At 58.2% G+C, this 12,534-nt stretch carries 11 protein-coding genes; 10 read left to right on the top strand and 1 reads right to left on the bottom strand.

Translation table 11 applies throughout. The features are described 5' to 3' along the window. Positions 1–251 precede the first annotated feature (251 nt). The 9 genes from N675_RS02805 to N675_RS02765 all read left to right on the top strand — a co-directional run bounded on the left by N675_RS02805 (position 252) and on the right by N675_RS02765 (position 10,653). Positions 252–911 carry a MarR family winged helix-turn-helix transcriptional regulator gene (locus N675_RS02805; RefSeq protein WP_038037746.1) on the top strand — a complete coding sequence of 220 codons (660 nt, stop codon included), beginning with the start codon at positions 252–254 and terminating at the stop codon, positions 909–911. A gap of 103 nt (positions 912–1,014) precedes the next feature. Further along, the gene (locus N675_RS02800) at positions 1,015–1,605 is read left to right on the top strand and encodes a protoglobin domain-containing protein (protein ID WP_038037745.1); all 591 of its coding nucleotides are present in this window, start codon (positions 1,015–1,017) and stop codon (positions 1,603–1,605) included. 118 nt (positions 1,606–1,723) lie between these two features. Continuing rightward, on the top strand, positions 1,724–2,614 hold the full coding sequence (locus N675_RS02795; RefSeq protein ID WP_038037744.1) for an NAD(P)-dependent oxidoreductase: 891 nt from the start codon (positions 1,724–1,726) through the stop codon (positions 2,612–2,614). Positions 2,615–2,745: 131 nt separating this feature from the next. Then, the gene (locus N675_RS02790) at positions 2,746–4,047 is read left to right on the top strand and encodes an MFS transporter (RefSeq protein WP_038037743.1); all 1,302 of its coding nucleotides are present in this window, start codon (positions 2,746–2,748) and stop codon (positions 4,045–4,047) included. A gap of 33 nt (positions 4,048–4,080) precedes the next feature. Next, positions 4,081–5,358 carry a hydroxyacid-oxoacid transhydrogenase gene (locus N675_RS02785; protein WP_038037741.1) on the top strand — a complete coding sequence of 426 codons (1,278 nt, stop codon included), beginning with the start codon at positions 4,081–4,083 and terminating at the stop codon, positions 5,356–5,358. A gap of 312 nt (positions 5,359–5,670) precedes the next feature. After that, positions 5,671–6,414: a response regulator transcription factor gene (locus tag N675_RS02780; RefSeq protein ID WP_051913937.1), complete on the top strand. Its 744-nt coding sequence runs from the start codon at positions 5,671–5,673 to the stop codon at positions 6,412–6,414. Further along, the gene (locus N675_RS02775; RefSeq protein WP_038037739.1) at positions 6,404–7,534 is read left to right on the top strand and encodes a sensor histidine kinase; all 1,131 of its coding nucleotides are present in this window, start codon (positions 6,404–6,406) and stop codon (positions 7,532–7,534) included. The genes N675_RS02780 and N675_RS02775 overlap by 11 nt, the downstream gene beginning before the upstream one ends. 138 nt (positions 7,535–7,672) lie before the next feature. After that, positions 7,673–8,434 carry an ABC transporter ATP-binding protein gene (locus tag N675_RS02770; protein WP_038037738.1) on the top strand — a complete coding sequence of 254 codons (762 nt, stop codon included), beginning with the start codon at positions 7,673–7,675 and terminating at the stop codon, positions 8,432–8,434. Next, entirely contained in the window at positions 8,431–10,653 is a 2,223-nt protein-coding gene (locus tag N675_RS02765) for an FtsX-like permease family protein (RefSeq protein ID WP_038037737.1), read from the top strand. The genes N675_RS02770 and N675_RS02765 overlap by 4 nt, the downstream gene beginning before the upstream one ends. Positions 10,654–10,769: 116 nt before the next feature. Here the strand turns inward: N675_RS02765 and N675_RS13440 are convergent, their stop codons facing one another. After that, entirely contained in the window at positions 10,770–11,267 is a 498-nt protein-coding gene (locus N675_RS13440; protein ID WP_051913935.1) for a DUF6917 domain-containing protein, read from the bottom strand. Positions 11,268–11,389: 122 nt separating this feature from the next. Here N675_RS13440 and N675_RS02755 point away from each other — a divergent pair, with 122 nt between their 5' ends. Beyond that, complete coding sequence (locus N675_RS02755) at positions 11,390–12,433, top strand: proline racemase family protein (RefSeq protein ID WP_038037736.1); 1,044 nt, start codon at positions 11,390–11,392, stop codon at positions 12,431–12,433. The last annotated feature ends 101 nt before the right edge of the window (positions 12,434–12,534 follow it).

Below are 12,534 nucleotides of genomic sequence, written 5' to 3'. Positions count from 1 at the left end.
CCGTACCCAGCAGGTCGTGTTACCCTGCACTGCCCTCATCCCCTACTGCCGCCGAGCATGGCCTGGTACTCCACCGTAGTGGGGGCTGTCCAGAATAGGCAGCATTGTCTGCACGCTTTACACGGAGCACCGGTCCAGTACGACACGTTGCGCATGCACCACAGCACGTGTGCCGTATGACAGCGCTTGACAGCAGCAGTCTGGGCCATTATCATGTACTTAGGAGTTCTAAGTAAATCGAAAGGGACACCATGGATCCAAGCGGCTGGAATGCGCAGGATGAACCGCTTCCTGAGCGGATTGCCCACGGTCTGGCTCGCATCAGCATTGCCTTGCGGCACCGAGCCTGGCAGGAGGGCAACCAGCAGGGACTGACGCCGACGCAGGGACAAGTGCTGGCTTTTCTGCGATTTCGGCCAGGAAATATGGCAAGCGTCGCAGCGATTGCCGACGCCCTCGCGGTAACGCTGCCGACAGCCAGCGACGTGGTGAGCGCACTCGAGGCGAAAGGACTCATCACACGCAGGCGGTCAACGACTGATCGCCGCCAGCGCATTGTCGCCCTCACACCAGCGGGCCAGCAGGCTGCCGAAGTAGTTGCCAGCTGGCCCGATTTCCTCAGCACCGCGATTACTGAACTCGCACCAGACGAGCAGCAGGTACTCTGGCGCCTGCTGCTGAAGGTGATTCGCACGCTACAAGAACGCGGTGAAATCCCAGTCGCGCAGATGTGTTTGACCTGCCGCTACTTCCACCCGTTCGTTCACGCCGATCCGAAACGGCCCCACCACTGTGCCTATGTTGACGCCCCGTTTGGCGACGGCTCGCTTCGGCTTGACTGCCCTGATTACCAGCGGGCCGATCCCGATCTGGCTGAACTGAACTGGCAGACCTTTAGTCGAAGGAGGTGAAACACGCCAGGTTGTTACACACATTGAGGCCCCCTTGGGTTTTGGCTGTTGCGGTATCCAGCGCTGCCTCCTGTTTGGTCGTTCGCCATCCGGAAGGAGTGACATGATGAGCCAGATCCCGGGATACACCTATGGCACGACAGCCGTACCTCGATCCCCGATCAGCCTCGAGGAGTTCGAACTGCTCAAGAAGACGGTGCTCTTTACGGATGAGGACATCGCGGCCTTGCGTCAGGCTCACGACGTGCTTGCTGATCAGGTCGACGCAATCCTCGACGTCTGGTATGGCTTCGTTGGAGCGAACCCACACCTACTCTACTATTTCACCCGCCGAAGCGACGGCCAGCCTGACACCACTTACCTTGATCGAGTCCGGCAACGCTTTGGCCAGTGGATCCGCGACCTGACGGCAGCCAACTACAACCAGGCCTGGCTGGACTACCAGTATGAGATTGGCCTGCGCCATCACCGCAGCAAGAAGAACCAGACCGACCACGTCGAAGCGCCTGAACACATCCCGTTGCGTTACGTGCTCGCACTGACTTATCCGATCTACGCAACAATCAAGCCATTCCTCGCCAAGAAGGGGCATAGCGCCGAGGAAGTCGAGCGCATGCATCAGGCTTGGCTCAAGGCCGTGCTGCTGTCGGTCATCCTCTGGAGCCAACCCTACGTCCGTGATGGCGACTTTTAGGCCGTAGACGTAGATTCAGCCCGCCGCCCAGCACCCTGTCCGGCCTGGTCTAACGGTGCTAGAGTTAGGGCAGCGGCATCATTCAGCGTATGGGTAGGACAGCAGCCGGAGGTGTGCCATGGCCACGATAGGGTTCATCGGCCTGGGTAACATGGGATTCCCCATGAGCCGCAACCTGCTGCGCGGCGGGCATCGCGTCATTGGCTATGACATTGCGCCGAGTGCCCGCGAACGTTTCGCCAATGCGGGTGGCGAAGTGCGCAACAGCGTAGCCGACGTTGTGCGAGAAGCCGAGGTGCTCTGCACCAGCTTGCCCGGCCCTGCAGAAGTCGAGCAGGTGTACCTGGGATCGGGCGGCATTGCTGAGCATGGCCACGAAGGGCAATTAGCAATCGAGCTGAGCACTATCGGTCCCACGCTCGGCCGCAAGGTCGCAGCAGCGCTGGCGGAGCGCGGCATCGGCTTCATCGGCGCGCCGGTCTCGGGCGGGGTGGAAGGTGCAGAAGTCGCCACGTTGACAGTCATGGCTGGCGGGAGAACGGCTGATTTCGAGCGCGCCAAACCATTCTTTGACCTCATCGGCAAGAACATCTTCCACGTCGACGAAGATCCAGGATCTGGCTACATTGTCAAGTTGATCAATAACTTTTTTATTGGCTTCTATACTGAAGCGGTCGCCGAAGCGATGACGCTTGCTGATCTCGTCGGTTTTGACAAAGCCAAACTCTTCCCGATCTTGAACGTCAGCTACGGTCGGAGCGGCATCTACCAGCGCAACTATGAGCTCTTCATCGCGAAGGACCGCTATGATCCAGGATTTGCCCTAGGTCTTCTGCTCAAAGACCTCACACTGGCGAAAGCGATGGCTGATGAGCACCGGGCACGTTTGCCGATCTTCGAACAGCTGCTCGAGGTCTATCACCAGGCAGCTGAGGCAAGTTTCGCACCGAAAGACATGGCTGCCCAATACCTCTTCATTAAAGGGCTACAGTCGGGCAGCACAAGCTGAGGGGATCAGCAGCTGAGTTAGTCGAAAGAAAGGAGGCGAGACGGCAAGCCTTGAGCTTGACACGTGCGTAGCGTCACTGCCCAGCGCTACGGGATATGCGGGAAGGCACAGAGCGAGATGGAGGTGACACCATGGCTGAAGCGGGATTTGCGCTGCCAGCGGAAGAATATGCACGCCAACTCCGGCGTGCCGCAATCGCGAGTGTGATCGGCACGACAATTGAGTGGTACGACTTCTTCCTTTACGGCACCATGGCCGCTCTGATCTTCCCAAAGCTGCTGTTCCCCAAAGAAGATCCGTACGTTGCACTTCTTCAGTCCTTTGCTACCTACGCTGTTGGCTTCGTCGCTCGCCCCATTGGTGGCGCTCTCTTCGGGCATTTTGGCGACCGCCTCGGACGTAAAGCGACGCTGATTACGACGCTCTTGCTTATGGGTATTGGCACAGCGGTTATTGGGCTATTGCCGCCCTACAGTGTCATTGGCATTTGGGCAGCGGTACTGGCGACGCTCATGCGCATCCTGCAGGGACTTGGCGTCGGCGGTGAATGGGGCGGCGCGATTCTGCTGGCAATGGAGTGGAGCAAGCGCGAACAGCGTGGCTTTATCACCAGTCTGCCACAACTCGGCGTCCCATTCGGCCTGATCTTGTCTTCGTTGGTCACAACGTTGTTCATCAATATCTCAGGGAACGGATTCGAGAGTTGGGGATGGCGTGTTCCATTCCTGCTTAGTCTCATCCTGGTTGCCATTGGCCTCTATGTACGACTGACCGTCTTTGAGACACCGCTTTTCCAGCAGGCACTGGAGCGAGGCGAACTTGCCCGAGCGCCACTGGTTGAGGTCTTCCGCACGCATCTTGGCCCGATGATTTGGTCAATGCTCGCGCGTGTTGTTGAGAACGGCGGCTACTATATCATTTCCACCTTCTTGATCGCCTATGGCACAACGTTCTTGAAACTGGATCGCAGCCTTCTGGTCAACGCCACGATACCTGGGGCACTAGCTGGGATCGTTGGGGTATTCATTGGCGGGTACCTTGCTGACCGAATTGGCCGCAAGCGTGTCTACCTCGTTGCAACAGTACTCATGGCCCTCTACGCTTTCCCCTACTACGCCCTGCTCAATACCAAGCAGTCAGCGCTAATCGTACTGGCTGTGATGATCGGCTTATTTATCTGGGGGCTTCTCTATGGACCACAGGCGGCATTCATTGCCGAAAACTTTCCGACTCGCGTGCGCTATAGCGGCGCCTCACTCGGCTACCAGCTGACCGCAATCATCGCCGGTGGACCAGCCCCATACATCAGCACAGCGCTGCTCTCGCGTTACAAGAACTCGACGCCGCTTTCGCTCTATATCATTCTCATGGCCGTGGTGTCATTCATTGGAGCATTCTTCTTGCACGACCGAACGGGCGAAGAGCTTGGCTAACCGCACCGTCAGCCACACACGAGAGGAGCATGTATGCCATTCGAGTACGCGTTTACGATGGATACTTCAAGTATTAAGTTCGGTGTCGGCGCAACACGTGAGGTCGGCTATGACATGCGCCAGCTTGGCGCACGACGGGTGATGGTCCTGACCGATCCCCGGCTAGCGCACAGCGCACCGGTCGAAACGGTCATGGAAAACTTGCGCCACCATGGCATCGATGCCGTGTTATACGACCAGGTTCAGGTTGAGCCAACCGACCAATCTTTTAAAGACGCAAGCCGCTTTGCCAGCGAGGGCAAGTTCGACGGTTTCGTCGCTGTTGGCGGCGGATCAACAATGGACACGGCCAAAGCTGCCAACCTCTACGCGACCTATCCCGCCGACTTTCTTGATTATGTCAATCCTCCTATCGGAAAAGGGAAGCCGGTTCCTGGTCCGCTCAAGCCCTTGATTGCGATCCCCACGACGGCCGGAACCGGCAGTGAGACAACCGGCGTTGCGATCTTCGACTTTGTCGAAATGGGAGCGAAAACTGGGATTCGCCATCGGGCTCTTCGTCCAACGATGGGGATCCTCGACCCGGAAAATACCCGGACGATGCCGCCGATGGTTGCCGCATGTACCGGACTCGACGTGCTTAGTCATGCCATCGAGTCATTTACGGCGCTACCGTATCACCGACGGGAAGCACCGCCCGAACCAGGACTACGCCCCGCCTATCAGGGATCGAACCCGATCAGCGATATCTGGGCAGCTGAGGCGATCCGGCGTGTAGCGATGTACCTTGTCCGCGAGGTCGAGGATCCGGAAGATGAAGAAGCCCGCAGTCAGATGCTTCTTGCAGCCTCGATGGCTGGAGTCGGTTTTGGCAACGCTGGTGTCCACCTGCCACACGGTATGTCCTACGCTGTCTCAGGCCTCGTTCGCACCTATCGTGCTGAGGGCTATCCAGCCGATCACCCGCTGATCCCACACGGGATGTCGGTGATTTTGAACGCACCGGCGGTATTCCGCTGGACAGCCCAGGCAGCACCGGAACGCCACCTGAAAGCAGCGGAACTGCTGGGGGCAGACGTCCGAGGAGCAGGGCCTGAGGATGCTGGTGAGATCCTGGCGAACGCGCTGATCGCCCTCATGCGGCGATTGAACATCCCCAATGGTCTAAGCGGGGTCGGCTATAGTGAGGCAGACCTCGATGCTCTTGTTGCTGGCACGCTGCCTCAGAAGGCCGTCATTGGGTTGTCGCCGCGGCCAGTGACAGCCGAAGACTTGCGCGAATTGTTCCGTTCAGCGTTACGCTACTGGTAGATAACTGACCGGCGGCGAGATGTTCAATCATCTCGCCGCCTTGCATACCCAGTTCAGCCCTAGATGTTGCCGACGTGCTGAGATCGGCGCAGTGTGTCACCTCTCCACCAACGGCCTATCATGTAATATCCGTCACGAGAGCATGGTAGGCGACCGATGCCATCACATCGCTCATCGCCGGAACCCACTCGCAAGGACATGCCCCCGAATGGTTCCCTGCCAGAGCCAAACGTACGCTGATGAACGCAGGAGAGACTGCTTCTCGTACACTTGCAACCAGATGACAGGCAGGAGGCGTTTTGGTTCAGCGATATGTACGTGCTTTATCTCGTCGAAGACGATGTCGCCCTGCGGACCTTGCTTAGCCAAGCATTGCAACGCTATGGATTCACTGTCCATGTCGCTGACGGTAGCGCGTTTCACGACCTTGCACGCGATATCGCCACGCTGCAACCGCATCTGATTCTGCTCGACATTAACCTTCCGGCCTACGACGGCTTCTTTTGGGCCCGGCGCATCCGGACGCTCACCAAAGCGCCGATTCTGTTCATTTCAGCACGTGGTGAACCTCTTGACCTTATTCGCGGCCTTGAGCAAGGCGGCGACGATTACCTCGTTAAGCCGTTTCACCTCGAGGTACTTATCGCCAAAGTCCAAGCGCTCCTTCGCCGCGCCTACGGCGAACTCGCTGGCACGGATGCAACCCTACCAACCTACGCTGGACTTTGTGCTGACCTCACGCGCAGCGAGCTACGGTACGGTGAGCAGCATGTCGCTGTCACCCCAACTGAGCTGCGGCTCGCTGTGGCCTTAATTGAAGCCCGAGGAAAGCCCGTGACACGCGAAACGTTGCAGACTGTTGGCTGGCATAGTGACGCCTTTCTCGATGACAACACTCTCACCGTCACCATGGCACGGCTGCGGCGAAAGCTCGCCGCTCTTGGTCTCGCCAGCGCCATTGAAACGGTTCGTGGCGTTGGCTATCGGCTTGCCCTTGACGACAGTGCATTTATCTCACCCCGCAATCACGACGAAGGAGCGCCAGATGCATCGTGACGATGCCCTGAAGTCCTGGCCTCGCTACCTCAGCAACTACGCGCTTGACCACTGGCGACTGTTGCTTGGTGCGCTTACCGGCCTTGGCTTGGCGATCGTAACGCTTTGGCTTGCCGGCATGGTCAGTGGCTATGCCGTTCATGGCGCTGATCTTGCCTATGCCTTTGGCCTCGGTGTTGGCGCACTCATACTTGGCCTCTTCTGGGATGGTTTGATTCGGCGGGAATCGTGGACAACGATCCACCGCCTTTCAGTCATCCCCAGCACTGAACGGCTAACGTTTACCACCCCAGACGACGCGCCGACTGCCGACGCTCGCGCGTGCTTTTCTGCACTCCGCGCCCTTGAAACAGCATGGCGTGATCATCAAGCGCGGACGGAAGAAAAAGTCCTCTTCTACATTGCCTTGACAACGCGACTTGTTCACCACATGAAAACGCCGCTGCAAGCCCTGTGGCTACTCATGCAGCTGGCTGACCAAGCAGCAAAAGATGGGGCAATTGGGCAGCGGTGGCCCGAGATTTCCCGACACTACTGGGCTGAGCTCCGCCGTCTTGATAGCTTAGTGCGGCAAGCCCTACAAACCGTGCGCCTGGAAGACCTTTCGCGCGACTTTCGTCCCCAACGCGTCTCACTGCCTTCACTGGTACGCGCTATTATCGCCGACTATCACAACGACTGGACAATTCGCATGATGACGCCACAAATTGTGGTTGAGGGGGACGAAGTAGATTACGTTGCATTCACAGACGAACCCTGGCTGCGGCTGTTGATCGAGCAAATCGTGAAGAATGCACTGCAGTACGGCCGCTCAACGTTGACCATTACCTTTCGACACGACGTCTCGACAATTACCCTCGATTTCCGCGACGATGGCGAAGGGATGACCGCCGAAGACCAAGCCCGTGCTTTTGAGCCTTTCTACACCGGCCAGGCTGGTCGCAAAGCGGCGACTGCCACTGGATTAGGGCTCTACCTCGCGCACCAGATCGCTCAACGCCTTGGCTACCAACTCACCCTTGCCTCCGAGCCAGGCCAGGGGACAACGGTGACACTCCGGATCCCGCGAGCAACCTTCCTTGCCCCAGCCCAGCACCACGGAGAACAGAACCGTAAGTGACAGGATTGTAAGCATTCGCTGCCAAACTGTCACCCGCAGTTAAGGCAAGCTCCTGCGTTGATTCGGCACAGTGAGAGTAGGCAGCGCTGCCTGGGCGCCTAGGACAGTGACCGATCAACGAACTGAAAGGGGCAGGACATGACTACGCTTGTTCACGTCGATCATTTACAGAAGATCTATCATGCACGCGGTGGTGTTGCGCACACCGCACTTGCTGGCGTGAGCTTCACGCTTGACGCTGGGACTTTCGTGGCAGTTATGGGGCCATCTGGGTGTGGCAAGACTACCCTGCTGAACCTGATTGCCGGTCTTGATACTCCAACAGCTGGGAGCATCACACTCAAAGGGCAACGACTCGACACTCTGTCAGAAGCAGCACGTGCCCAGCTACGCCGGACAGTACTTGGCTTTGTCTTTCAAGACTACAACCTGTTAGATCCACTGACCGTCGAAGAGAATGTGCTGCTGCCATTGACACTCGAGCATACAGTTGGCAAAGCCGACCTCGCGCGTGTCCATGAGGTCTTGACGCAGCTCGGATTGTTCGAGTATCGCCAGCGTTTTCCCTTCGAACTCTCCGGCGGCCAGCAACAGCGCGTCGCTATTGCCCGGGCGATTGTGCATCGCCCCCTGTTGTTGTTAGCGGATGAGCCTACTGGCAACCTCGACTCAGGCTCGAGCCGGATGGTTCTCGAAACATTTGCAGGTCTGCACGCGACCGAACAGACGACAGTTTTCATGGTCACCCACGATCCATTTGCCGCGAGCTATGCCGAGCGCGTGCTGCTCATGAAAGACGGCCAACTCTACGCTGAGCTGCGGCGTGGGACAGACGAACGCGCGGTCTTTTACCAACGAGTGATCGATGCCTTGTCATCGTTGGAAGGAGCACTGGCATGACATGGCGACGACTCTGGTTTCAACTGATTCGGCGAACGTTTAGTGCCTATCTTGGCTATCCACTTGTCGTGGCGATTTCCACTGCGATCTTTCTGATGAGCCTCGCACTGATGCAAGGGGTGAAAACGCAGTTGAGCGTGTACTCCCAGCGCATCCACTCGAACTTCGATAACTTCATCCCAAACGTCCTCTTTGTCCTCCTCGGCATCATCCTTGTCTTCGCATTCTTTTTCATCGTCTACTTCCACCGGCTGCTCCTACGACGCGAGAGTCCAGCACTTGGCCTGCTCAGCACCCTTGGGATGGCACCTTCTTCACGCTACGCGCTCGTCTGTTGGGAAAGCGTGTGGCTGGGAGGAATCGGCATTGCGCTTGGCCTTGCACTTGGTATTGTGCTCTTGCCTTTGTTCCTGATGATCGCGAGCGTTATGCTGCTTCTCCCAGAGCGGGTGACTATCTCATTGCATGCCTCTACGCTCGTCACAACGGCGATGCTCTTTGGAATCCTCATTCTGCTTGAAGGGATCTTCTCGGCATGGCAAGTTGGACGACGCTGGCCCCGGCAGCTACTTGCAGCAACCCGAACCGTTGAGGTTGTACGTCGTCCGCAAGCGAAGCAAGCAATCCTTGGCATCCTCTCACTGGTGATTGCGTATAGCCTTGCAGGGCTCATTCACCCGTGGGTGCTGCACCATATCGCACCTTCGCTGGCCGTTATCCTCTGGCCTGCGCTTATGGCAGCCATTGTGGTGCTGTGCTGTCTTGGCACCTATTGGCTCATTGCTGAAAGCCTGCGATGGTGGATTCGACGGAACACGACGGCAAGAGGATACGACGCCGTAGGTTTGGTAAGCCGTGCCCGGCTGGCTGCTCGGCTTCAGAGTCATGCAGGTTCCGGCACCTTGATCGCCGCGCTGGTAGCCGCGGTCGTTGGCACCGCGAGCATGCTGGTAAGCACCCAGGTGCAAGCGTTCACCCAGGCCTTGCAACAAAACCCGGTTACCGTTGAATTTGTTACGCAAGGAATCGACAGTCAGAAACTTGACCAGGTTACCAACCAGTTTGTTGCGATGCTCCAGCAAAAGGGGTTTGGGCCAGTCCGGAGCATACGCTACCAGACCGTGCTTGCCGCCGCGCCGCTCCAAGGCATTGATGAACGTGGACTTGCCGCCTACCAAGAAGATGGAGGCTGGTATGGTGACCGCATTCGTGGGGTAACGTTGATGTCACGGAGTGCTTATCTGGCACTGGTTCAGGAAATCCAGCGCACGCACGGTCGACGTGCCGGCATATTCCCCATGGTACCAGTATTGCGACCTGGCCAGACGTTTGCCATTCGCACCGATATGGGGACCAAGGCTACAGTCCCACTAAGCACGCAGGATCTTGAACGCTCTGAGACGACACGATGGCTTACACCTGGCCACACCTATCCAGTGTATCCAGTCGATCTCACAGAACCGGCCCCAGAGCCTTCCGTTCTCGCCAACCTGCCCGCGCTGCAACTCTCAATTGTCGGTGCAGGAGCTACACCCGGAGCCATTGTTGACTCGTTCGGCGTTAACCAAACCTTCTTCATCGTCGATGATCAAACGTTCGCCACTTTCGCCACGCAGGCGGCGACGATCTCACCCGCGCTCGTCGCGACCTACAACGGGCTCTTCTACGACCGCTGGCAGCAAAGCGCACCGGTGATCATGCGTTGGCTTGATCAACAAGAGCCGCCGGTTGGTGCAAACCTGGGGTTCTCATCCTTACCAACACAAATCCAAGAGATCACGCGCTATATTAGCGCACTGCTCTTCACGCTTGGACTGTTCGCAATCCTTTCGCTACTGGCTGCCGGCGCGGTCATCGTGTTCAAGCTAACTGAGCACGTGTCGGCCGACACCCGGCAGGTCGCAACGTTGCGCCAGCTTGGCATTGGGGTTAGAGACATCCAACGGATCTTGCGCCGCGAAGCGTTCACCTTGCTGCTCGCGCCATTTGTGCCCGGGTTATTGCACGCCACATTCGCGCTCCTCGACTGGTTCGGCACCATGAGATCAGTCGGCGCTGATCCTGATCAACTGACCCAACTGACCGCCGCCGAAGTTATTGGTGCGATCGGCTTGGCAATGCTCGTGATCGTGTTTGTGTTGAGCAGTATCGTAACCCATCATTATGGGCGACGGCTCTGGGTCAACGCGCAACGACGCGGGTTACAACTCACTGGGTAACCACGCAAATGAACGAAGCAGGCAGGGGTGCATCCGCCTTGCGCGGACTCCCCCTGCCCTCCTGCCTCTAGACCTGTGATGCTGTCGCCTGGCGTCCCAGAGACGTGGTAGCAGGTTCATCCTCCTCCTGCATGCGTTGTCGAACCAAACGTCAGCAAGAAAGCCACACGGTGACCAAGCTGCACTCCACGCTCAGCGCCATGCTGCAATGATCCACGGACGACAATGCTGTAGTGATTTGGCTCGTGGCTCGCATCGAAGCCGACGACTGGTCCGAGCGGCTGGCCAGCAAGCACACACCGCTCACCAACAACGACGACACCACCCCGGCTAATACGCAGGAAGCCAAGATAGGCGGCTTGCCGAACACGCACGCCCGGCCGTGCCTCGGGCTCGTCAGTTACGACAAGCTCGGCGATCGCCCCCTCAGGAAACGCCCGCGAGCCATAGTGCTCGAGCTGGAGATTTCGCTCTGGAATTGTGACCTGCATGACGGCAACAAACTCACCCTCAACCGGAGCAACGGCAGCAAACGGTTGTGGTGGCACCACGCCACGGGCATACGGATCACGCGGCACTACGGCCCGTACATCTGCTTCTTCCTGAAACGCCATCGCGTCTCCTCCCGCAATCGACGTCACCTCTTGGGCAGGCTACTGTGCACGGCAGAACATGACAAGCATTGCACTGTTACGACAGCTGGCATACGATCCGGCCCGAGGAAAGGGAGGAATCGATGTTTGGCCACGCACGACATGTACTGCATGTGTGGGACTATCACCACGGGCAAGCGACGCGAGTTGTCGTCGCTGGCTGCCCACCCTTGCCTGGGCGCACCATGGCAGAGAAACAGGCATACCTCGCTGAACATTATGACAACCTACGCGCGCTCGTCTGCCGCGAACCGCGTGGGCATCGCAACATGCTTGGCGCATTCGTTACTGATCCGGTGACACCTGGCAGCCACGCCGGCGTGATCTTCATTCATCCTGATGGCTATTTCGACGCATGTGGCGACTCAACGTTTAGTGTCGCAGTTGCGCTCGTTGAAAGTGGCCTGGTACCGCGGGAGATCGAGGATGGAGATCTGACGCTACGGCTTGACACGGTGCTTGGGGTAGTGCCCGTGCGAGTAACGCTCGGTAGCGGCCGCGTTCGTGCTGTCACAATGGAAAGCGGGCGGACATTTGCGCTTGGCCAGGCCTCTCTTCAGGCCGAAGCATTCGGTAATCTTGCCGTCGAATTGGCCTGGGGTGGGTTGCTCTATGCCTTCGTGCCCGCCGCTGCGCTCGGCATCGCCCTTCACCCACTTGACGATCCAACAACACGACAGCAGCTGCTCGACGCTGGCACAGCGCTGTGGCAAGCTGCACGTCGCCAATTGCGAGCTGACATTCCCGGCATTGAACAAGGACGACCAGTTGACCTCGTCACGATCTTCGAGGACGTTGACGCGCATGGCCAGCCACTACCACCCAATGCTACAACCCCGCCAGCAGGAGCACGGGTCGCGAACTTCTACGCCCCACAGACAATGGGACGGACGCCTTCCGGGACTGGCACTGCAGCCCACGTTGCGCTCTTGACAACAAAGGGCCAGCTGCCACTTGGAACCCCGTACTATCACGAGAGCCCGCTCGGTTTGCGCTTTACTGCGCGCGCGATTGCAGCTGGCGATGACGGCGTTGTCTCCGAAATTTCGACGATGTCCTACTGTATGGGCATCGGCACGCTCGTCTTGCGCGATGACGACCCGTTTCCCGCTGGTTTTACGCTCTAGCGCTCTCTTCCTGCCGACGACTGCGCGTTGTGGAGCCACCTGCCCTGGCCACCGATCGGGCGAGCGCCGGTACCGGATGGACACTCAAGGGACTTCTACTG

This window comes from Thermorudis peleae (assembly GCF_000744775.1).
Lineage (GTDB): Bacteria > Chloroflexota > Chloroflexia > Thermomicrobiales > Thermomicrobiaceae > Thermorudis > Thermorudis peleae.
The sequence above is the reverse complement of the archived record's forward strand: the minus strand, read 5'-3'. Positions and strand labels throughout refer to the sequence as shown.

Bases quoted from the DNA above. Each gene is read 5' to 3' on its own strand.
- N675_RS02805 (WP_038037746.1), top strand. From the start codon at position 252: ATGGATCCAAGCGGCTGGAATGCGCAGGATGAACCGCTTCCTGAGCGG.
- N675_RS02800 (WP_038037745.1), top strand. From the start codon at position 1,015: ATGATGAGCCAGATCCCGGGATACACCTATGGCACGACAGCCGTACCT.
- N675_RS02795 (WP_038037744.1), top strand. From the start codon at position 1,724: ATGGCCACGATAGGGTTCATCGGCCTGGGTAACATGGGATTCCCCATG.
- N675_RS02790 (WP_038037743.1), top strand. From the start codon at position 2,746: ATGGCTGAAGCGGGATTTGCGCTGCCAGCGGAAGAATATGCACGCCAA.
- N675_RS02785 (WP_038037741.1), top strand. From the start codon at position 4,081: ATGCCATTCGAGTACGCGTTTACGATGGATACTTCAAGTATTAAGTTC.
- N675_RS02780 (WP_051913937.1), top strand. From the start codon at position 5,671: ATGTACGTGCTTTATCTCGTCGAAGACGATGTCGCCCTGCGGACCTTG.
- N675_RS02775 (WP_038037739.1), top strand. From the start codon at position 6,404: ATGCATCGTGACGATGCCCTGAAGTCCTGGCCTCGCTACCTCAGCAAC.
- N675_RS02770 (WP_038037738.1), top strand. From the start codon at position 7,673: ATGACTACGCTTGTTCACGTCGATCATTTACAGAAGATCTATCATGCA.
- N675_RS02765 (WP_038037737.1), top strand. From the start codon at position 8,431: ATGACATGGCGACGACTCTGGTTTCAACTGATTCGGCGAACGTTTAGT.
- N675_RS13440 (WP_051913935.1), bottom strand. From the start codon at position 11,267: ATGGCGTTTCAGGAAGAAGCAGATGTACGGGCCGTAGTGCCGCGTGAT.
- N675_RS02755 (WP_038037736.1), top strand. From the start codon at position 11,390: ATGTTTGGCCACGCACGACATGTACTGCATGTGTGGGACTATCACCAC.